18 protein-coding genes are annotated in these 21,290 nt (G+C 62.1%); 8 read left to right on the top strand and 10 right to left on the bottom strand.

Translation table 11 applies throughout. The features are described 5' to 3' along the window. Positions 1 to 2: 2 nt before the first annotated feature. From HV670_RS06650 to HV670_RS06635, 4 genes are all read right to left on the bottom strand, one after another. Positions 3 to 2,234 (bottom strand): polysaccharide biosynthesis tyrosine autokinase, encoded by a 2,232-nt coding sequence (locus HV670_RS06650; RefSeq protein ID WP_217478374.1) that lies wholly within the window; start codon positions 2,232 to 2,234, stop codon positions 3 to 5. Between the two features lie 2 nt (positions 2,235 to 2,236). Further along, entirely contained in the window at positions 2,237 to 2,698 is a 462-nt protein-coding gene (locus tag HV670_RS06645) for a low molecular weight protein-tyrosine-phosphatase (RefSeq protein WP_175103944.1), read from the bottom strand. Continuing rightward, positions 2,698 to 3,888, bottom strand: a complete 1,191-nt coding sequence (locus HV670_RS06640) for a polysaccharide biosynthesis/export family protein (protein ID WP_246257070.1) — start codon at positions 3,886 to 3,888, stop codon at positions 2,698 to 2,700. The genes HV670_RS06645 and HV670_RS06640 overlap by 1 nt, the downstream gene beginning before the upstream one ends. Before the next feature lie 162 nt (positions 3,889 to 4,050). Continuing rightward, a complete protein-coding gene (locus HV670_RS06635; RefSeq protein ID WP_175103943.1) occupies positions 4,051 to 5,070 on the bottom strand; it encodes a helix-turn-helix domain-containing protein in 1,020 nt (339 codons plus the stop codon). Between the two features lie 770 nt (positions 5,071 to 5,840). On the opposite strand from HV670_RS06635, the gene HV670_RS06630 reads away from it, so the two are divergent. Both HV670_RS06630 and infA read left to right on the top strand, forming a co-directional pair. Beyond that, entirely contained in the window at positions 5,841 to 7,214 is a 1,374-nt protein-coding gene (locus HV670_RS06630; RefSeq protein WP_175103941.1) for an undecaprenyl-phosphate glucose phosphotransferase, read from the top strand. Positions 7,215 to 7,803: 589 nt separating this feature from the next. Beyond that, the gene (gene infA / locus HV670_RS06625; RefSeq protein WP_175103934.1) at positions 7,804 to 8,076 is read left to right on the top strand and encodes a translation initiation factor IF-1; all 273 of its coding nucleotides are present in this window, start codon (positions 7,804 to 7,806) and stop codon (positions 8,074 to 8,076) included. 283 nt (positions 8,077 to 8,359) lie between these two features. Here infA and HV670_RS06620 read toward each other — a convergent pair whose 3' ends face one another. Next, positions 8,360 to 9,274 (bottom strand): flagellar brake protein, encoded by a 915-nt coding sequence (locus HV670_RS06620; protein WP_175103932.1) that lies wholly within the window; start codon positions 9,272 to 9,274, stop codon positions 8,360 to 8,362. A 454-nt stretch (positions 9,275 to 9,728) separates the two neighbouring features. Between HV670_RS06620 and HV670_RS06615 the strand changes: the two genes are divergently transcribed. Next, positions 9,729 to 10,046, top strand: coding sequence for a hypothetical protein (locus HV670_RS06615; RefSeq protein WP_175103931.1), 318 nt, complete (start codon positions 9,729 to 9,731; stop codon positions 10,044 to 10,046). Between the two features lie 114 nt (positions 10,047 to 10,160). Here HV670_RS06615 and HV670_RS06610 read toward each other — a convergent pair whose 3' ends face one another. Beyond that, positions 10,161 to 11,720, bottom strand: a complete 1,560-nt coding sequence (locus tag HV670_RS06610; RefSeq protein WP_175104088.1) for a UbiD family decarboxylase — start codon at positions 11,718 to 11,720, stop codon at positions 10,161 to 10,163. 726 nt (positions 11,721 to 12,446) lie between these two features. On the opposite strand from HV670_RS06610, the gene HV670_RS06605 reads away from it, so the two are divergent. Continuing rightward, positions 12,447 to 13,577, top strand: coding sequence for a transglycosylase SLT domain-containing protein (locus HV670_RS06605; RefSeq protein ID WP_175103929.1), 1,131 nt, complete (start codon positions 12,447 to 12,449; stop codon positions 13,575 to 13,577). 219 nt (positions 13,578 to 13,796) lie between these two features. Here HV670_RS06605 and HV670_RS06600 read toward each other — a convergent pair whose 3' ends face one another. The 4 genes from HV670_RS06600 to ribBA all read right to left on the bottom strand — a co-directional run bounded on the left by HV670_RS06600 (position 13,797) and on the right by ribBA (position 17,150). Further along, complete coding sequence (locus tag HV670_RS06600) at positions 13,797 to 14,978, bottom strand: pyridoxal phosphate-dependent aminotransferase (RefSeq protein WP_175103927.1); 1,182 nt, start codon at positions 14,976 to 14,978, stop codon at positions 13,797 to 13,799. A gap of 4 nt (positions 14,979 to 14,982) precedes the next feature. Next, on the bottom strand, positions 14,983 to 15,417 hold the full coding sequence (gene nusB, locus HV670_RS06595) for a transcription antitermination factor NusB (RefSeq protein WP_175103925.1): 435 nt from the start codon (positions 15,415 to 15,417) through the stop codon (positions 14,983 to 14,985). Then, complete coding sequence (ribH, locus tag HV670_RS06590; protein WP_175103923.1) at positions 15,414 to 15,917, bottom strand: 6,7-dimethyl-8-ribityllumazine synthase; 504 nt, start codon at positions 15,915 to 15,917, stop codon at positions 15,414 to 15,416. The genes nusB and ribH overlap by 4 nt, the downstream gene beginning before the upstream one ends. A gap of 72 nt (positions 15,918 to 15,989) precedes the next feature. Next, positions 15,990 to 17,150, bottom strand: coding sequence for a bifunctional 3,4-dihydroxy-2-butanone-4-phosphate synthase/GTP cyclohydrolase II (gene ribBA, locus HV670_RS06585; protein WP_175103921.1), 1,161 nt, complete (start codon positions 17,148 to 17,150; stop codon positions 15,990 to 15,992). 1,205 nt (positions 17,151 to 18,355) lie between these two features. On the opposite strand from ribBA, the gene HV670_RS06580 reads away from it, so the two are divergent. The 4 genes from HV670_RS06580 (at position 18,356) to HV670_RS30530 (ending at position 20,657) form a co-directional block, all read left to right on the top strand. Next, positions 18,356 to 19,687, top strand: coding sequence for an epoxide hydrolase family protein (locus tag HV670_RS06580; RefSeq protein ID WP_175103919.1), 1,332 nt, complete (start codon positions 18,356 to 18,358; stop codon positions 19,685 to 19,687). A 132-nt stretch (positions 19,688 to 19,819) separates the two neighbouring features. Further along, a complete protein-coding gene (locus HV670_RS31845; protein WP_281362369.1) occupies positions 19,820 to 20,164 on the top strand; it encodes an SDR family oxidoreductase in 345 nt (114 codons plus the stop codon). Continuing rightward, entirely contained in the window at positions 20,151 to 20,318 is a 168-nt protein-coding gene (locus HV670_RS31840) for an SDR family oxidoreductase (protein WP_281362368.1), read from the top strand. The genes HV670_RS31845 and HV670_RS31840 overlap by 14 nt, the downstream gene beginning before the upstream one ends. 132 nt (positions 20,319 to 20,450) lie before the next feature. Continuing rightward, the gene (locus HV670_RS30530) at positions 20,451 to 20,657 is read left to right on the top strand and encodes a hypothetical protein (protein ID WP_217478373.1); all 207 of its coding nucleotides are present in this window, start codon (positions 20,451 to 20,453) and stop codon (positions 20,655 to 20,657) included. The last annotated feature ends 633 nt before the right edge of the window (positions 20,658 to 21,290 follow it).

Here is a 21,290-nt window from a genome sequence, read left to right as displayed (position 1 = left end):
GATCAGCTCCTGGACACCCTGGCGCGATTGGCCGTATAGGCATAAGTGCCATAGCCGTAGGTCTTGTCACCGGGGCGTGGCTTGACGTCGTTGAGCACCAGACCGTTGAGCATGACCCCGACATGAGCCAGACGTTTCGTCGATTCCTTGATCTGCGCAACCGTCGTCTCGCCCTGGCGCACCACGAGGAAGGCCGACCCCGCGAGCTGGCCGAGCGGACCGACGTCGGCGACGGCGAGTACCGGTGGCGCGTCGATCAGCACGATGTCGTACTGTGTCGCGATCTCGCTGACAAAGCTCGTGAAGCGCTTGCTCATCAGCATTTCTGACGGACTGCTCGGCGGCACGCCGCGGGCGAGCACATCGAGGCGGGGCAGCACGGCACGGTGGACCAGTTCATCGAAGCGCTTGTCGCGCTCGATGAGGTCGGCGAGCCCCGGGCCTTCGCGCTGGCCGAAATGCCGATGCAGATCGCCGTCGCGCAAGTCGGCATCGATCAGCAGCACGCGCTGGTGCGAGGCGGCCAGGACCGCGGCAAGGTTGGCCGACGTGAACGACTTGCCGACCCCCGGCGTGGGGCCGGAGATCAGCACGATGTTGTTGTTCGCTTCGAGCAACACGAATTGCAGCGCGGTACGGAAGCTGCGCAGTGCTTCGATCGGCAGGCTGTCCCCATCGAGGTGGGCGAGCAGCGTGACCTTGCCGGCGTTCGTGCGCGACCACACGCGCGAATCGCGGGAACGTTGGGGCTTGCTGTGCGGCACGCTCGCATAGACCGGCAGGCCGGTATCGCGCTCGATTTCGCGTGCATGGACGACGCCTTGCGAAAGCTGCCGGCGAAACCAGGCGAGCAGGCTGCCGCCGAACAGACCGACCATCGCGCCGAGCACGACGACCAGCTTGCGGTTCGGTTTGACCGGGTTGTCCGACACGACCGCACTATCGACGAGGCGCGCATTGCCCGTCTTGCCCGCACGAACAAGATGCAATTGCTCGGCGCTGTTGAGCAGACCCGTGTAGAGGTCCGTGTTGACCTGCACATCGCGCTGCAAACGAAGTTCGGTCTGTTCGAGATCGGGAAGGCGGCGCGCCTTCGAATCGACCTGGGCGAGCCGTTGCTTGAGCACGGCTTCCTGATCGAGGATGGCGATCACGGCAGGGTGATTTTCGGTGAAGCGCGCGGTGAGTTCGTTGCGTTTCTGTTCAAGATCGGCAAGCTTGTTCTGCGTGTCGACGGTTTGCTGGAGGACGGCTGAACCTTCCTCGCTGAGGTCGAGCGTCGCGTTGGCGGTGCGGAAGGCGTTATAGGCGTTCTCCGACTCCTCGAGCTGATGCTTGAGTTGCGGCAGCTGGACGTTCAGGAAGGAGATCGATTTTTCGGCTTCGGCCGATTTGCGTTCCACGTTCTGGCGCACGTACTGCTGGCCGACTTCCGTCAGCACGCGGCTCGTCTGGGCCGGATCGCGTCCTTGCAGGCTTGCCTGGATGACGTCGGAGTCCTTGCTCGTCTGCGCGATCTTCATCGCTTTCTGCAGCGACTCGACGGCGCTCACGAGCGAGACGCGCATGAGCGTGAACATGCCGCCCGGCCGCGAGGCAAGACTCGTCACGTTGACCGAGAGCGGACCGTCGGCCGTCTGGACGTTGAGCGGCTGGCCGACCTGACCCATCAGACGGATGCCGGCGCGTTGGTTCTCGAGCGTGTACTGGCCGTTCGGACCTGCGATGAGGTTGAACGGTTTGCCATAGAGGCTCTTCGGCGGATCGAAGCTCGCGACGCTCGCCTGTTCCTGTGCCCACACGTAGCCGCCGTGGCCGAACAGGCCCGGGGTCGACAAGCCTTTGTGGATCGTCGACCACCACCGTCCGAAGACCGGGAAGCGGCGCGGTTCGACCGAGACCTCGAGCCCTGTATTTTCGACCGTGGGCGACAGCACGAGTCGCGACTGCAGGATGTCGATTTCGTCCGAGGCTTCCGACTTGATGTTGAACATCTGCGAAACGCTAGAGAGCGCATCGGTCGCCGAGTTCGGATTGTCTTCGACCTGGATCAGGATATCCGACTGGTAGACCGGCGCGGCAAGCACGGCATAGCCGACGCCGATCGCGGTCGTGAGGACCGTGATCCCCGCGATGAGCCAGCGATTGTCATAGAGCGTGCTGACAAATGCGCTCGCATCGACGGGCGAGCCCACGGGCTCCGCCAGTGTAATGGCCGGCGTGATGCTGGCCACCCTCAGTCTACGTCCTTCGACAGCGATTTGCTTGTGAGACGGGTTAGGCGATCGATCCACGATACGGCTCCTGCTTCAATGAGTTGCAACGCATGACGGAACGCGGCTTCGCCGCGGCCGTACGGGTCGGGAACATCCAGACCCTGCGTGTCGGCGAGGCGGAACACTTTGCCCCTGCTGCCCGGGTACAAGGTCTCGACAATGCACCGCTGGCTCGTCTCCATGACGAGAATGAGATTCGCGGCACGCACCATCCAACTGCTGAGCGGCTGCGTGCGGTGCGTACCGAGGTCATAGCCGCGCTCGCGCATGAGGCGTACCGCGAGCGCATCGGCACTTTCGAAGGGATGCACCTTGAAACCCGCCGACATCACGTGCAGCGCGGGCAACGCGCGCTGCAGCACCGCCGCGGCCATCGGGCTGCGGCACAGGTTGCCGGTGCATAGAACGAGCAGGGTGTCCATCAGTAGGCGCTCGCCGCCTTGCCGAAATAGACGGCCTGCGCGGTGGGCACCACGTTGTTGATCACCCGGCCCCAGCGCACGACTGCGGCGGTGTCGACGAACACGACGTCCTTGGCCTTGAGTTCGAAGTTCTCGGCGAGCGCGAGCGCACTCGGGTTCGATGCATCGAGATGGAAGATCTGGTGTTTGTCGGCGGTGATGTTGCGCACCACATAGACCTGTCTGCCATTGCCCGTCATCTGGCTCACGCCGCCGGCGTCGCCGAGCGCTTCGTTCAGCGAAAGTTCGCCGTTGCGCAGGAACAAGGTGGTCGGCTTGGTGACTTCGCCCAACACAAACACCTTGCTGTCTTCGCGGGCGAATACGCGCACGATGTCGTCATTGCGCAGCAGGATGTTCGAGGGGTTGATCCCCTTCGCGACAAGGAAGGGAATATCGACGCTCACCGACTTGCCGCCGCGGATCACCGCGATCGACGCGCGGTCGCCGACCGCCGTGAAGCCGCCCGCGCGATTGAGCGCCTCGGGCAATGTCATCGGCACGTCGTTGAAGATCTGCAAGCCTGGCGTGCGCACTTCGCCATCCATATAGACGCGCTTGCTCCGATACGACTGCACGCGCAGTGTGACCTGCGGGTTGCGCACGTAGGTGGCGAGGCGGGCCGCGAGCACATCACGTGCCTGCATCTCCGTGAGGCCCTGCACGTGGATCGCACCCGCATAGGCGAACTGGATCATGCCGTTCGCGTCGACGCTGTAGCCCGAGGCGACCGAGGCGGAACCCGTGTAGTCGATGCCGACCGTCTGCACCGAGTTCGACGGCAGGTTCAGTTCGGGGTGGTCCCAGATCATGATGTTGAGTACGTCGCCGGGGCCGATGGTGTATGGAGTCGGCGTGGCGAATAGGCTCTGTACGTCGAGCGGGATCTGAGTGGGGATGGCGGCGCGCTCCAGTTTGATCAGATCGGGGGTGATCTCGGTCAGCGCGCCTGGCGGCGGGTCGTCATTGGGCTGCGCACCGTCGGTCCGATCCGCGCCCGGCACGCCGGTCACGCTCGTGCCGTAGCGGTCCTGGCTGCCGCTCGTGTAGTGCTGGCCGGGATCGATGCCACAGGCGCCCAGCGCGAGCAGCAGGGCGAGCGAGCCGGCACTCAGCGCCGCACGCATTTGAGAACGTGCATGCGGCGCCACGTGAGGCTCGACATGACGCTCGAGCCGAGACCTCACGACGGGACGAGGAGACTGCGCTAAAGCGGTTTTTCCGATTTGATTCATCTATTTCGTAGCCGAACGACTGAACGCCGGCGGAAGCAATCCGCCGGATGAGTCACCTGTATAGGAGTCAACGACCGCTCAGGATGCAGCCTTGGCCTGGCGATTCTGTAAGCGATATTCGGTCGGCGAGATGAGCAGACGCTTGCGGAAGATCTTCGCAAGGCGGTCGCCGTTGGCCATGCCGTTGCGGCGCGCGATCTTGTCGACTGGCAGATCGGTTTCGATCAGCAGGCGGCACACCATGTCGAGGCGTGCGCGCAGCAGGTACTCGGACGGCGTGATGCCGATTTCATCCTTGAAGCGGCGCAGATAGTTGCGTTCACTCATGGCGGCGACCTGTGCGGCGTCGGCGACCGAGATCGGCCGCTCGCAGTTGTCCTTGAGCCAGCGCGCGGACGCACGAACCTTGTCGCGCACGCTCGTGACACCCGCTTCGGCGAGCAGCGGGGCGAGCTTGGTGCCCGCGCCAGGCAGCAGCCGTTCGCCGACTTCACGCGCGATGTCATGACCGAGGTCGCATTTCACGAGCATCAAGGCGCTTGCCATCGACGAGAAGCAATCCTCATCGCTGTCGGTGTCGCACGGACCGCCCATGCCGGGGCGGTCGTACACATTTGTCAGACCCGAGGACGCGAAGCCCGAACGCGTGATCGAGGTGCCGCGGAACGGTCCGTCGGCATACCCGAAGCGCATCCGGCCCATCAGCATCTCGTCGAGCGACGCATAGAGCGAACCCTTGCCGCCGCCAATGAAGAGCGCGTCGAAATTCTGGTACTGGCGCGCATCGAAGCGCTCGGTCCAGAGGTGTATCGACGACGAGCAGGGCACGCTGCCGCCCGTAAACGACAGCATCTTGATGGTGTAGACGGAATTCACCGCTGTACCCGCGACGGCCAACTGATTCGCCTTGTCGAATACCTCGGCGATGATGCCGGCACGCAGCAGTGAAAAGCCTTCGAATAAGACGATTCCAATCTGGCGAGCGGGACATCGCGTCGCCGTCCAGGGATCGAGACTATGGGCAGAGATCGTTTCCACTTCTTTTACGAGGCGGCGAACGATGCTGTCTGACTGTTCAAGGTGTGCAACAAACGGCATGTCGTTTCCTTAGAAACGTTTCCCCGGAATGTCGTGAGATTTTTCTTATAGGTTGCACTGCATCATACATAGCAGAGTCGCCTTTGCACGCCATCTGACCGATTAAGGCGAGATGTTGGCGGATGAAAAGGGACAGCTGATTCAGTGTTACCACATCAAAAAGTCCGTTCGGTTAAATTCGAAAAAACTACTAGAAAGAAGCCCCAACGGGAAACGCATACTTATTGAAAGGCAGCTATGAAGCTTTTTCCTACTCATGATTGCCATATGGTGAGAATGCGGAAAAAATTTCCGGATCCCGACTTCGAATATGGCGTTTCAAAGGGTTTATAAGACATCGGTGTGCCCGGGAATGCCCAGGGAGTATGCTTGCCGGCGCGACCAGCGCTTACCAGATAAACTGCAAAAGATATCTCGAAATGTAATTGCCATTGGCTCGTGCTATTACGCCATGGCGGCCAGTCGGCGTCTTTCAGACGCTGTCGTGAGAATTTTGAAACCGTGATCTGAAATTGATGCACTGCACGCATGTGTACTGATTATCCCGACAGCGCATTCCGCCAACATATCGGCATTTTCAGTCACTCCTAATTTGCATAAGAAGAGTGTCGTTATGATTCGGCGCATACGGCAGATAACCGGCTCCCGGAGCAGTCTCCAGGCGCGCGGTGACAGTCTCCGCGCACCTGCGCGGCGCTGTCGACGATGGGGTGCCGCCCGTGTCACGGCGGGGCGCTGAAGGTAACTGCCGGCATTCTGGAGAGTGAGTCATGTTCGACGCCGTGCGCCAGTTGCTCGATCTGATATGCGTCGTAGTTGGCGCAATGATTGCTTACGCCTTGGTCCCCGACCTCGACCACCGCTTGTTCGACGCCCGAGGGATGTTCATCGCCCTCGACATGGCCCTTGTCTTGCTCGTGTTTCCGATGCTCAACATCTATCAGTCGTGGCGCGGCAAGAGCGTGCGCTCGCTGGTGGTGAGCGTGCTGATCGGCTGGGTTCTCGTGCAGTCGCTCAGTGTGCTGACCTATGCGGCACTTCATCATGTGTCTCACCTTCCCCATCCATGGTTCGTGCAGTGGACGGCTATCACCGCGGTGCTGCTCGCGGTATCGCGTCAGCTGATCGCGTCGGTGCTCGGCCGGCTGCGCCGCGCGGGCTTCAACCAGAAGCGCGTGGCGATCGTCGGGACCACGTCGGATGCCTTCCGGCTTGTGCAGCGCATCGAGGGCTCGCCCAATGCGGGGTATCTGCCTGTCGCGATCTACGACGAGGCATCGGCCGCGGATGGCATGGCCGCGGGGGTTCCCGTGCTCAGGCGCTGGGACGCGCTGACCTCGCTGATCCGCCAGTCCGGTATTACCGAACTCTGGCTCACGGGCCGGCCTTCGGAGCCGCACCCTTGCGACCGGTTTGTCGGCGAGTTCAAGCATGACTTCGTCAATATCCGCCTGCTGCCCGATCTCGACAATCTCGCGCTCGCCAACCTTGGCACCGTCGATGTGCTCGGCTTGCCGTCGATCAATCTCGTCGCCTCGCCCAAATCGGGCTGGCGCGTGATGCCCAAGGAGATCTTCGACCGGCTGTTCGCCGCAGCCGTGTTGCTTGCGCTCGCCCCCTTGCTGATCGCCGTGGCGATCGCGGTCAAGATGTCGTCGCCGGGACCCGTGCTGTTCAAGCAGAAGCGCAAGGGCGTCGATGGCAACGAGTTCTGGATCTACAAATTCCGTTCGATGCGCATGCATCGAGCCGAGGCAGGCAAGATCGCGCAGGCGACCAAGAGCGATCCGCGCATCACGCGGGTCGGGGCGATCCTGCGTCGGACCAGCATCGACGAGCTGCCGCAGTTCTTCAACGTGCTCAAGGGCGATATGTCGGTGGTCGGTCCGCGGCCCCATGCGGTCGAGCATGACGAGCAGTACAAGAATCTTGTGCAGAATTACATGTACCGTTACCGGATCAAGCCCGGCATCACGGGCTGGGCCCAGGTCAACGGCTTTCGCGGCGAGACCGACCGGGTCGAGAAGATGGCCGACCGTGTCGCCTGCGATCTCTACTACATGGTCAACTGGACCTTCTGGTTCGATGTGAAGATCGTGTTGATGACCCTGTTCAAGGGCTTCGCGGGTGCGAACGCCTATTAATGGATCCGTCGCGAGCAGGGTGTTTCATCTGAGTCAATAAGCTTCGGTCAAGGGGCAGGATGGTCTTGTGACCTCCTTGCCGATAGCCGTCTGCGCGCCACGTGGCGCACCTTTCCAATGATCCCTCATGCCCGGCTCGCCGGGCGTCGCGTTGTCGCGCGGAAGTTTCTGCTGTTCGTGAGGCCGTTTACAGGGCATCATGTCACTTGTTGCAGAAAGTCGGCGCGCGAAGGCATGTCCGGGACACGGCTTGGCCAAGTGCTTGATTGTGCGGATTTCCCCCGCATAGACCGATTGAGATCGATCCCAACCGATCGATTTGCCACAGGCTCTCTCTACACCGACTAGTCCCCCGCCTCGGCATGCCCTGGCCGGTACGACGCTGTCACCGGGCTTGTCCCGGTTCGCCGCGCGCGCGTTGCGCGTGTCCCTTCATCCTCAACTGACGCCATGTGCGCCGCAGAATGCGGCCGGGTTCGTCCCGACATCAGCGTCAGTCATCCGCCACGGGCCCGCATGGCCCGCAGAGCGGTAGCGCCGGTACACGCGTTCGTGGTTGCCGGCTTCATCCTTACCTTTGGAGCCCTCTATGGCGAAAGAAGAACTGATCGAACTCGATGGCATCGTTGACGAAGTCCTGCCGGATAGCCGGTACCGTGTGACGCTGGACAACGGCGTGGTGGTCGGCGCCTATGCGGCGGGCCGCATGCGCAAGCACCATATCCGCATTCTGGCGGGTGACCGCGTGACGCTCGAACTGTCGGTCTACGACTTGACGAAAGGGCGCATCAATTTTCGCCATAAGGACGAACGCGCGCCGACCGGCGGTGCTGCACGTCCGGCACAATTCCGCCGTCGTTGATGGTGGACGCGGGACAGCCGCCGCAGGGCGGCCGCCGCGTGCGATTGCCGCAAGACAGGGGTGATGGGGCCGCGTGGGCGAACCGGCATCTCGCTGACGGGCACCGTTGAAATGCACCGCTGACGTGCAATCAGGAATGTCGAAGGCAGGACAGAAAGGGCGATCTTTGGATCGCCCTTTTTCATGGCGTGACCCCTGTGGCGCGAAGGGAAGGGGGTCACGCGCCCCGGCATGTGCGCGCAGATTCGCGGCGATGCGCGCAACGACCTGCCCAGCGCGTGCGTCAGCGGCCGTTGCCCAGCGAATGCTCGGTGACGAAGCACTGAAGGGCAAGGTGCTCGACCGGTGCGAGCGACTCGAATTCGAGACCGTAGAGGAAGAGGTTCGGATCGTTGGTGACGGGCGTCACATTGCGGATGATCGATGGCGTGCGGATTTCGATGTCGTAGTCCTGCGTGCGCACCGAGAAGCGAAGGTGCAGCCGCGAGCCGGCCTGCGCAAATTGCCCGCGCGCGCTCAGCGAGGCGCCGAGCACGCTCATGTCGCGGATTGCGCCGAGCATGTCGTAGGTGCCTTGAAAGCGCTCGCCGACCGACAGCCAGCACGCAATGCGCGTCGACACCCGGACCGTGCGCCGCAGCTTCACGCGGCGGACGTCGAAGGGCTTGGACAGGATCAGGTATTCGAATGGCGTCCTGCAGACCGTTTCGACCGTGCAACGGTATTCGAAAATGCTCTTGCCGGAGAACGCCATGATCTGGATGTTCTCGCCGGTCAGCAGGCGCAGGGGTTTGCCGTCGACGACCGGCGGTGAGATGAACGTCGTCTGGTTGGGCGTCTGGCCGATCACGCGGCTCAGCGCATGGCTTTCGCGCACGCCCTTTGGAGTCTTGATACGCAGCACGTGACCGGTCTGCAGCACCAAGTCGGCGAGGTCGAGCTCAGGCGTTTCGGCGCTCCCCGCTCCTGCCGAATCCGCCATGTCGAGTGCGACATCCGCGGCTGTCCTCGAGCGGTGCGGCTCGAAGTGGATGAACATGAAGTCGCGGTCCTCGAGGCTCGGCAGTACCTGGCCGCGCTCCGCGATCAGCGTGCCGTCCGCATCGAAGACCGGCCATTCGAGTTGAGTCTCGGGAAGCACTTCGCTTGGCATGAGCGGCTGCAGCGCCGCGCCGCGATCGAGTCTCTTGAATTCCATTGTCGGGTGCCCCGTATGCTCGTCGGTCGTCGCGCATGACGCCGTCGTGGTTTTGTGGATGGCCGGCTGAGTTGCCCATGTTCGGGGCACTCAGCGTGCTCAAGTGCCCATCAGCGTCAAGTGCCGCTGCAAAGGCATCAGCGCTGTCCGAGCCGCTCTTGCACCTTATATCGGCACTTTGTAAAGAAAGATTACCGTCTCACTGAAAGAGTATTCATTCAATTGAGCAAATTTTGCCACGTGCCCACCCCCGGTGCTGCCCTGTAGCTTGATTTTCATAGGAATTAATTTTCACCGGCGTGCCATGCCAGGCGCGCCGGGGTTCGATGCAACGGGCCTGCGCGGACAGGGGGATTGCAATTTGGTACAAAACGCGTCAGCGGGTCACGACGGTATTCGCTAAATTGAATACATTCAGAGGGCCCACTCGGGCCGACGCCGTCAGGAGAGCGCAGTGAAAAAAATCATTCCTTTGATCGCCGCAGCGGGGCTTGCAATGGGCGCCGCAAGCGTGGCCGAAGCTCACGTATCGGTGGGCATCGGAATCGGCATTCCGTTCGTGGCGCCTCCACCGCCGTATGTGGCGCCGGTCTATGTGGCCCCGCCGCCTGTCGTCTACGCGCCGCCGGTGTATGGACCGGGACCGGTTGTCTATGGCGGGCCCGTCTACTATGGACCCCAGGGTGGCTATTACGGACCCCGCTACTACGGTCGTGGCTACTACGGTCACGGTCGTGGTTACTACGGCCACCCCGGTTACTATCGTCGTTAGTGATGGCTGGATAGGCCAGGCAGCACCAGACACAAGGCGCCTCGTCGATTGACGAGGCGCCTTTTCCATTTGGAGCGGTGTGCTGGCGATCGACGCTCGCTGTATGCTTCGTCCTCAAAGCCCTATTCGCGTCATGAGATCGTCGACGCGCGCCTTGACGGCTGGATCCATGGAGATCGCGCGTCCCCATTCGCGCTGGGTTTCGCCGGGCCACTTGTTCGTGGCGTCGAGACCCATTTTCGAGCCGAGGCCGGCGACCGGCGAGGCGAAGTCGAGATAGTCGATCGGCGTGTGCTCGACGAGCAGCGTGTCGCGGACCGGATCGATTCGCGTCGTGATCGCCCAGATCACTTCCTTCCAGTCGCGGATGTCGACATCCTCGTCGACGACCACGATGAACTTCGTGTACATGAATTGCCGCAGGAAGCTCCAGACACCGAACATCACCCGCTTGGCATGCCCTGGATAGCTCTTGCGAATTTGCACGATCGCCATCCGATAGCTGCATCCTTCGGGCGGCAGATAGAAATCGGTGATCTCGGGAAACTGTTTTTGTAACAGCGGAACGAACACTTCGTTTAACGCAACGCCCAGCACCGCGGGTTCGTCGGGCGGTTTCCCGGTATAGGTCGAATGATAGATCGCGTCGCGGCGCAGGGTCATGCGCTCGACGGTGAAGACAGGAAACCATTCCTGCTCGTTGTAATAGCCCGTGTGGTCGCCATAGGGACCTTCGAGCGCATGTTCATAGTCTTGGGCGGGGCCGCTCGACGGACGCGGCGGAGCCCCCGGGGGCGCCGGCTGTGGCACACCTTGCTGAGGATAAATGAAGCCCTCTAGCACGATCTCGGCGCGGGCCGGGACACGCAGCGCTTCAAGCCCGGGCGTCAGGCATTTGGCGAGTTCGGTCTTGCCGCCGCGCAACAGCCCGGCGAACTGGTATTCGGACAAGGTATCGGGCACCGGCGTGACCGCACCGAGAATCGTCGCGGGGTCCGCGCCGAGCGCCACGGCGACGGGATACGGCTGGCCCGGATGTTGGGCGGCGAATTCGCGGAAATCGAGTGCACCGCCGCGGTGTGCAAGCCATCGCATGATCAGTTTGTTGCGTCCGATCAGTTGTTGCCGATAGATGCCGAGGTTTTGCCTCGGCTTGTGCGGACCGCGCGTGATGGTGAGGCCCCAGGTAAGGAGTGGCGCGGCATCGCCGGGCCAGCACGTCTGTATCGGCAACTGGTGCAGATCGACATCGTTGCCTTCCCTGACAATTTCCTGGCAAGGGGGTGACGAGACGGTTTTTGGCGACATGTCCCAGACGGCTTTGGCAAGCGAGAGCAGTTTGCCGGCGTCCTTGAGCCCCTTGGGTGGCTCAGGCTCCTTGAGGGCTGAGAGGAGTCGCCCGATGTCACGCAGTGAAGTGAGCGCACCGTCGTTACCATTCGCATCGACACCCATGCCGAGCGCGACGCGCCGCGGTGTGCCGAACAGATTGCCGAGCACCGGCATGTTCGCGCCCGCGGGCTGTTCGAACAGCAGCGCGGGGCCGCCCGCGCGTAGCACGCGATCGCAGATTTCGGTCATTTCGAGCACGGGGGATACCGGTGCGCTCACGCGCCGCAGTTCGCCAATCGTTTCGAGCTGGCTGGTGAAGTCGCGCAGGTCTTTGTATTTCATTTCGAGAGTCTGGGGAAGCGCGCGCGAGGCGCGCGCGGGCAAGCGGAGCTCGGGCAGGAGCGTGCCCACCGGCCGCGCACCGGAGCCCGCGGCGGAGGTCTTCCGCATTGTCCGTGCTCGACGAAGCTTTGACTAGCGGCGTTGCCGATTGGGAGGGACAGCGTGCGTGCAAGGGAGGCTTGTAAGAGAAAACCGCCTCGCGCGTAAGGCGATATGTAAAGAGTGCGGCACCCCACGTAAATTTACTGATAGTAACAATTCCGTTCGAAGTGCCCATTAACTTGGAGACCGTGACCCCGCAGGACCTTCGTGCAGCCAAACCTACCGACTCGCTTCTATATGCCTTTTGGTTATTAAAAACGGTTCGCATAGCGTTGACGTCACATTAAAGCCTGCTAGAATCCGCTCCCACTAGTCGCGGGGCTTTCTAATCAACTGTTTCCCATTTCGGACTGAATGTCCAAGACGCTTCGGCGTCGGCCGCCTCCCCGCCCGGCTCGAAGATTTGGCTAGCCGACATCGCGGGCCTACCGCACGTTGTCGGTTTTTTGTGTGGGCTCGTCCACCGGTTCCGATTCTGAACCGGGCGCGGTCCACAGCGGCAACGAAGCCGTTCATTCCCGGCGACTCGCCTCGATCCCTCCGGGGTTGCAGGCGGCGCCTTGGTAGCTCGAGGAACCTGTCCCCGGTTCCTGGAGCGCACCGCGCACCAGGGAGATTCGCAGCATGTTTGCTCGTTTACCTTGGCTGGCCGATTCGCGAAGTTTGCAGGTTGTCCGCGCCGCTGTGCGGCGTGGCACGAGGTTCAGCCACTATTTTTTCAACGCGCTGGGCGTGGTCGCCTTTGTCGGCGCCGTCACGCTCTGGCTTCAGCCGCAGTGGCGCGCGATCGCCGCAGCCCGGCTGATGCCTTTGCTCGCCGCGGCTGAACAGACCGGCCCGGCGGTCGGTCGGCTGCTGTCCAGCGGGGCCATTCAGGTGCTCGTGCCGAGCACCGATGCGCGAGCCTCGAGCCTGCCGCGGATACCCTATGCCTATTCGCAGCCAGCTCCCTACGCCTATGCGCAGCCGGCCGCTGTGAACACGGATTCGATGCCGCTTCAGCTGACGAGCGACAATGCGCTCGATCCTCGCGGCCTGCCATCGATCGAGCCGTTTGCAAACATGATTCCCGACTCGCGCGTGGTGGCCGATGCGCGCGACGACCGCGTGGTGCTCACGCTCGACGAGCAGAGCCGCGTCGCGACCTTCCTGTCGCGCCGCTACCGCGTGGCGGAGACGCCAATGTCCCGCCTGGTGCATGCCTCGTTCGACACCGGCCGCGAGGTCGGCCTCGATCCGCTGCTGCTGCTGTCGGTGATGGCGATCGAATCGGGCTTCAATCCCTACGCGGAGAGCGGAGTGGGTGCCCAGGGGCTCATGCAGGTCATGTCGAAGGTGCATTCGGACAAGTTCGACTACTTCGGCGGCCCCACGGCGGCATTGCAGCCGCTCGCGAACATCAAGGTGGGCGCGCTCGTGCTCAAGGACTGTATTGCGCGCGGTGGTTCGCTGAGCGCAGGGCTGCGGCTCTATGTCGGTTCGACCACGCCGAACAGCGACGGCGGCTATGGCGCGAAGGTCCTTGCCGAACGGATGCGTCTGCGCGACGTCTCGCACGGCCGCTACGTGCCGCTCAATGCTCCGCAGGCACCGGTGCAGGCCGTGCCGATCACGACAGCGAAAGTCCCGGCCCACCCGGTGGCTAAGGCGTCGGCGGACGATGAGGCGCTCGAATCGCCTGAAGGCAAAGACGATACATCGGCGCCGCGTGCAAGCGTCCCCGCGGCAGAGCATCTGGCCGTCGCGACCTGGTGACGCAAGCCGCTCAGCTTCGTGTGGCCGGTCGTCCGAGGAATACTTCGCGGAGTCAAGCGGGATCCCGCCGCACGGCGGCTGGCCGCACCGGATAAGAAAAAGAACAGATGTGACTGCCCCCTAAAGTAGGTCAGGGGGTGGCAAGTAGGCTGTAGTCAGCTGGGTCCTGTCTTGCACGGGACTCAGCTTTTTTTGTTTCTACGGCATCTCCGCCCGTCTCTAGGCAGTGCCAAAGAGTTTGCCGATCCGGGCAACGGCTTCCTCGATTTTTTCGTAGGCAGTGGCGTACGACAGCCGGAGGTAAGACTGCGGGGATGCCGTGCCGAAGTCCATCCCGGGTACCAGGCCGACACCCGCGTCATGGAGGATCGCCCGCGTCAGCGCGGCACTGTCGCCATGCGCCGTGTGCGGGACCTCGCGGCAATCCGCGTAGACATAGAAGGCCCCGTCCGGCACCACCGGCACGCCAAATCCGAGTTCACGCAAGGCCGGCACGATGTAGTCGCGACGCCGCTGGAATTCGCGGCGGCGCGTCTCGAAGATCGCGAGCGTGGCGGGCTCGAAGCAGGCGAGTGCCGCGTACTGCGCGAGCGCCGATGCGCAGATGAACAAGTTCTGCGCGAGCTTCTCGAACACCGGCACGAACTGCGGTGGCACGACGAGCCAGCCGAGACGCCAGCCGGTCATGTTGAAGTACTTCGAGAAGCTGTTGACCGTGACGATGTCTTCGCCGAGCGTCAGCGCCGACACCGGATGAGCCTCGTAGCTGAGGCCCTGGTAGATCTCGTCGACCACGGTGAAACCACCATGTCGGCGCACGACGTCGACGAGCCGCGCAAGCTCGGCCGGTTCGATTGAAGTGCCGGTCGGATTCGACGGCGAAGCGAGCAGGACGCCACGCGTATGCGGTCCCCAATGTTGCTCGACTTGTGCGGCGGTCAGCTGGAAGCGTTCGGCCGGGCCGCTCGGAATCATCACGGGATGGCCGTCGGCCGCCGTGACAAAGTGCCGGTTGCAGGGATAGCAGGGGTCCGGCATCAGCACTTCGTCGTCACGGTCGACCAGCGCCGTACACGCGAGTAGCAGGGCAGCCGAGGCGCCGGCGGTGACGATCACGCGCGACGGGTCGATCTCGAGCTGCTGGGTGTCCCGATAAAAACGCGCGATTGCGGCGCGCAGCGGTTCGATGCCGAGTGCCGCGGTGTATTGCGTGCGGCCCGACTGCATCGCGGCGACCGCCGCCTCGACGACCGAGGGCGGCGCGGTGAAGTCCGGCTGTCCGACCGACATATGGATGATGTCGCGGCCCGCACGTTCGAGCGCGTGCGCCTCTTTCATCAACTCCATCACATAGAACGGCTCGATCGCATCGACCCGTGCCGCGAGTGCGGGCATCACCATCGGATTACGACCTTGAGCGCGGCTTGGCTTCGTTCGGGCGAACCTGTGCGGCGAGCTTGTCGAGCACGCCGTTCACGTACTTGTAGCCGTCCGAGCCGCCGAAGGTCTTGGTCAGTTCGACCGCTTCGTTGATTACGACGCGATAGGGCACGTCCACCTGATTGATCAGCTCGAACGCGCCAACCATCAGCACCGAGCGCTCGACGGGCGACAGCTCGCCGATCGGCCGGTCGAGCAGCGGCTGAAGCTGCGTGCCGAGCGCCTCGGCGTCGCGGATCACACCCTTAACGAGGGTGTCGAAAAGCGGCTTGTCGGCCTTGTCGAACCCCTCCGCGCTGCTCAGCTGCGCTTCGATTTCGCTGTGGCTCGCGCCCGATAACAACCATTGATACAAGCCCTGCGTGGCGAATTCGCGCGAGCGGCGGCGAGCACTCTTCATTCAGCGGCTCCTTCGTCGTCTTCGGCACTGTCCTGCGCGAGCTGGTCGAGTGCGGCGGCGAGGTTCGCCATCTCGACGACGACACGGGCAGCGTCGCGGCCTTTCTCGTTCATACGTGCGACAGCTTGCTCGTCGGTTTCCGTCGTCAGCACGGCATTCGCGACCGGCAGGCCGAAGTCGAGTGCGACGCGCGAAATGCCCGCGCCGCTTTCGTTCGATACGAGTTCGAAGTGATACGTCTCACCACGGATCACGGCGCCGAGCGCGATGAGTCCGTCGAACTGGCCGCTCTCGGCGAGTTTTTGCAGCGCGAGCGGAATTTCAAGTGCGCCGGGCACGGTCACGAGCAGGACGTCTTCACCCACCACGCCGAGGCGTTCGAGTTCTTCGACGCAGGCGTCGACCAAGCCGTTGCAAACCGGTTCGTTAAAGCGCGACTGGACGATGCCGACGCGCAGGCCGTCACCGTCGAGGTTAGGTTGGTATTGTCCGATTTCCATTTGCAGTTTCCGTGTTCGGGTGTGTCGTTCGGGTAGCGGGTGACGCGTCGAGTCGCGACAGTCGGGCGGTTCTCAGGCGCCCGTGCTGCGCAGCTCCGTCGGTACAGGCGTGGGCTGTGTGACACCGGGCATCGGCACGAAGCCACTGATTTCGAGGCCGTAGCCCGACATACTGCTGATCTTGCGCGGGTTCGAGAGGACCTGCATGCGGCCGACGCCGAGGTCGCGCAGGATCTGGGCGCCGATCCCGAAAGTCTTGAAGTCGATGGGGCGGCGTTTCATCTGCTGCGCCTTGTCGGTTCGGTCGAGTGCCTCGAAGACTTCGAGCAGGTGCTCATGCGAGTCGCCGCAATTGAGCAGCACGACCACGCCCTTGTCGCGTTCGGCGATCTCGCGCAGCGCCGCGTGCAGCGACCACGAGTGCGTCGAGCATGAAGTATCGAGCAGGTCGAGCAGCGACAGCGGCTCGTGCACGCGGACCGTCGTATCCGTTTCGGGCGACGGCGTGCCCCGCACGAGCGCCAGATGCGGCGAGCCGCTCGGCTTGTCGCGGTACATGATCGAGCGGAACGGGCCGTAGATCGTCTGCATGGTCCGTTCGGCCACGCGTTCGATGATCGATTCGGTCCGGCTCCGGTAGTGAATCAGGTCGGCGATCGTGCCGATCTTGAGGCCGTGTTCCTTGGCGAAGACAGTGAGATCGGGCAGTCGGGCCATCGTGCCGTCGTCGTTGATGATCTCGCAGATCACCGCGGCCGGCGTGAGGCCCGCGAGCGTGGTCAGGTCGCAGCCTGCCTCGGTATGGCCGGCGCGCACGAGCACGCCGCCGGGCTGGGCCATGATCGGAAACACGTGGCCGGGCTGGACGATATCCTCGGCGCGCGCATGCGGCGCAACGGCGATCTGCACGGTGCGGGCGCGGTCCGCGGCCGAGATGCCGGTCGTGACGCCCTCGGCCGCTTCGATGCTGACTGTGAACGCCGTGCCGTACTGCGTACCATTCTTGTACGTCATGAGCGGCAGGTTCAGGGTGCGGCAGCGTTCCTGGGTGAGGGTCAGGCAGATGAGTCCGCGGCCGAAGCGCGCCATGAAGTTGATGGCTTCGGGCGTGACGAATTCGGCGGCGAGAACGAGGTCACCCTCGTTCTCGCGGTCTTCCTCATCGACGAGCACGACCATGCGGCCCGCCTTGAGCTCGGCGATGATGTCTTGTGTCGGGGCGATGGTCGTCATGGGGCAAGCTCGGAGGGTGACGCCAGAACGACGTCGGACCCGGCATTTTACGCCAATGCGGAGCCCGGCAGCGTGACAAGTGCCGCCGCCCAGCATCCGCCCGACGTAGCGGGCAATGATATTGATTCAGTCGGAACAGCATTGTCCCGCATGCAGCCGTGCCGACAAGCCACGGGTACACCGCCGCTTAATTTCCGGATTTAGTGTCGCAGCGCGACCCCGCACAAGAGATCGCATTTTGCGCACTCTCGCCCGTTTTTGTTCCAGGCCCCGGCACGCCCCCCTCCGATGTGTCCAGTATGGACTCCGTCGGCGGCACCAATCCCTGGTGTTGGACTAATTTGGAAGGCTGAAGTTGTTGTGCATCCTCGGCATACGCAGTACCGGCTGCCGTCAACATCACGAGTGCACTAGCTATAGCCATCAATAGGACTTTCATCTCGACTCCCACATTGGTGAGCGAATACCCGAACGACCATTTTGGGATTCGCGGATTCTCTTCTCGCTAGCCGAACATAGGACCCCTCCGACGTCGGTGGAAGGGAACGGGCCCCAGGAATCGGTGGTCTTTTTAAGAATGAGAAGATGCCGTCGGCGATTCGACTCGAGATTGCCGCGACCGTGTCCGACCTTAGTAATGAGAGTGCTTTGGCGCTAACTACATAGACAGGCGCGTAGCCCAGGCCGGTAAGTGCTCAAGAGTCAGCACAGAAGTCTGCACGTAGCGACCTGTTGAGTCCGCAATGACATTTGGATGGCGTTGCGGAATTTGTTATAGATCAGTTTGAAAGAAATGCCAGAAAAGGCGCGGCAGCTCTAGCAAGTTCCGACTGACGCGCGCTCTCGATTAGTGCCAAAGGGGTTTTAGCGAAGTCCAGATTAAAAATCTAAAGCTGCTCGAGCGTCGTATACCCGCCCAACGTGATCGGCTATGTGCTTTAGTAGTAGTACCGTTTTAACGCTCAGCATGCGCATGGTCAAGGAGCGGCTAGCTGTGCACGTCGTCGGATGCGGAGTTGTTCGTGACTGACACAAAGTGTTGCACTGTGTTTACGCTAGGTGCTTACCTACACACAATGGCTTCGCCTACTTGCTGCATGTACGAACGGTTCAGGTGGGCAATCATGCAAGTGTTTGCACAGGAATTTGCATTGCTGCGGCACTCATCGCTCCCCTATGTACGCTTATTGCCAATAGGAGCTTGTATGACAAATGATGTCCTTCCCCAGACCTCGTCGCGCCGTCGTCTTTTTGGCGTCGCAGCGGCGAGCGTTGCAGCGGGTGCATTGAGTCGGCTCGCTTTTGCGGAAGCGAATCAAGCTGCCACTGACGTTGCCCAACCGATGGGCAGTGACAAGACCGCTATTCGTCCACTTCGTGTGCATGTGCCGGAATCGCAACTTATCGAATTGCGAAGGCGCATCAAAGCGACAAGGTGGCCTGAGCGGGAAACGGTAGCGGATGCGTCGCAAGGCGTGCAGCTCGCGACGATGCAGAGACTCGCGCGATATTGGGGCACAGATTACGACTGGCGCAAGTGCGAGGCGAAACTGATCGCACTACCGCAGTTCGTGATCGAGATCGATGGGCTCGACATTCATTTCATCCACGTTCGTTCGAAGCAGAAGAATGCGTTGCCGATCATCGTCACGCACGGGTGGCCCGGCTCGATCATCGAGCAGTTGAAGATCATCGATCCGTTGACCAATCCGACGGCCCATGGCGGGAATGCGTCGGACGCTTTCGACGTCGTGATTCCGTCGCTCCCAGGCTACGGGTTTTCAGGCAAGCCGACCACGACCGGCTGGGATCCTCCTCGTATCGCACGCGCTTGGGTCGTCCTGATGCAGCGCCTCAGATACACGCGATATGTGGCGCAAGGCGGCGATTGGGGGAATGCTGTCACTGAGCAGATGGCCCTGCTGGCGCCGCCGGAACTGCTCGGGATTCACACCAACATGCCGGCCACCGTACCGGAGAACATTGCGGAGGCACTCAAGCTCGGCGAGCCGGCGCCGGCGGGCCTCTCAGCCGACGAGAGGCACGCGTACGATCAACTCGAATTTTTCTACAAGCACGGCCTTGGCTACGCCCAGGAGATGGCGAACCGCCCGCAAACGCTGTACGCGATTGAAGATTCACCTGTCGGCCTCGCCGCCTGGATGCTCGACCACGACGCCAGCAGTGAGGCGCTCATGGCACGCGTGATTGCCGGTCAGTCCGAGGGCCTTACGCGGGACGACATCCTCGACAACATCACGCTCTATTGGCTGACGAATACGGGGGTCTCGTCGGCTCGTCTGTATTGGGAAAACAAGCTCAACTTTTTTGCGCCGAAGCACGTCACCATCCCGGTTGCCGTCAGCGTCTTTCCAGATGAGCTCTACGCCGCCCCGCGGAGTTGGGCAGAGAAAGCGTATCCCAATCTGATTCATTACAACCGTCTCCCCAAAGGGGGGCACTTTGCAGCCTGGGAGCAGCCGCAAACTTTCTCGGAAGAGGTTCGGGTGAGCTTCCGGTCGCTGCGCGGAACCTGAATCGGCATTTGTCAGGCAAGGGGTCCGGTATGTGTTGCAACGGCGGATACGCATGGCTTGTGAGCAGCTCGTCGACCGCACGCTCGCTGCGTTCGGCCGCATCTCGACGCGCTGCTGAACATCGCGGGGGCGGTGCCGCAGATCGACGTGTTCGAGATGACAGATGAGCAAAGGGATGGCGGCCTCGCATTGAAGCTGCATGGCGCCCGACGTCTGACCGTCGCGGCCAGGCCGTCGCTGAAGGAAGCGTCGGGTTCGGTCGTGCTGATGTCGGGCAATTCGGCCTTGTTCCCGAAGGCGCCCTATGCGGCGGTCGGCACGATCAACGCGGCGATCGTCGCGCTGGCGAAAGCGTTTTCGGATCGCGGCATCGCCGACGGCGTGCAGGTCAACAGTGTTGCCCGGGCCGGTGATGACGGGGCATCGGCAATCCTATCTGGAACATTGGGCGCCTCTGCACGACATGAGCGTCGATGAGGCGACGGCGAAGTTTCCCGCCGAAGCCGGCATCGCACGCTACGGCCGGCCCGAGGAGATCGCCGAACTGATGGCCTTCCTCGTGTCGCCCGCCGCGCACTGGATGACGGGCTCGACGCTGAGGATGGACGGGGGCGAGGTCAAGTCGATCTGAATGCGCTGTTAGCTCGTCCTCGGCAACCCATCGTTATCCGCGCGAGTGGTATTCAGCGAAACGGGTCATGTGCCGTTATCCAACTAGGTATTTCGCAACAACGCCTTCTGGTTGACCCACCGAATCCTCCTCATGCCTGCTGTCGAGACGCACTTTCATGATCTGCCCCTCACTTTCGACGCGGCCCAGCGCCTGGAAATCGAGCATCAGCATTTCGACGTTTGCGCGCTGCCCTTCCAGCAGCAGCTCCTGGCGTGGTGCGACCGCATGATCGGCGTGGTTGACCTCCTGACGACGCGCGATGACCGCAGGTCTTCTCGCTGTCTTCTAGATCGATGATCTCTAAGCAATAAATTCTTCTCTTCAAGCCCTTTCATGTGTCGCTGAACGGTGCGGGCCGTCACGCCCATTCGTCTCACGATCGTTGCCGGCTTGGTGTAAGGCAAGCGATTCTTTTCCCACCAGGCCAACAGCAGGTTCATCGCCACCAGCATCTCGCCGTCGTTCATGCGAAGCGTGTGTTGCTCGCGAAGCAGGATGGTAGGAACAACCGTGTACTCGAGCAGAAGCGCGTCCCCCAACCTTTCTTGAATGGGATAGTTGCAGTGACGGTCCCCTCACTCAGTGGACGTTCGTGTCGAACCGGAGCTCGACCCGCAACACCCTTACGTCCATCGGTGCACTTGCGAGCCCTCTTACCGGGAGCCACAAGATACAGCCGAATACCCGGGGTTCTTTAATTAAATATTATCCAGCAGGTGCTAGCCCTTCCGCCGTCGGCTGAAAGTGAAAGATCAGCTTCCGTCCCAAACGCATATTTGAAGAATGGCGCAACCTCAACACGATAACGCGAATGAAATCGCTTCTTACACATTGGGTGTTGCGACGAGCTGAATCCGTTACGCGCCAAACTTTCATTCCTCAATGCCGGGCTCGAGTTTCCAGCCGTATGAAACGCCTGCGAACTGGGGT

The sequence above is a fragment of the Pararobbsia alpina genome, from assembly GCF_902859895.1.
Taxonomy (GTDB): Bacteria; Pseudomonadota; Gammaproteobacteria; order Burkholderiales; family Burkholderiaceae; genus Pararobbsia; species Pararobbsia alpina.
This window is presented reverse-complemented; position numbering and strand designations above follow the sequence as displayed.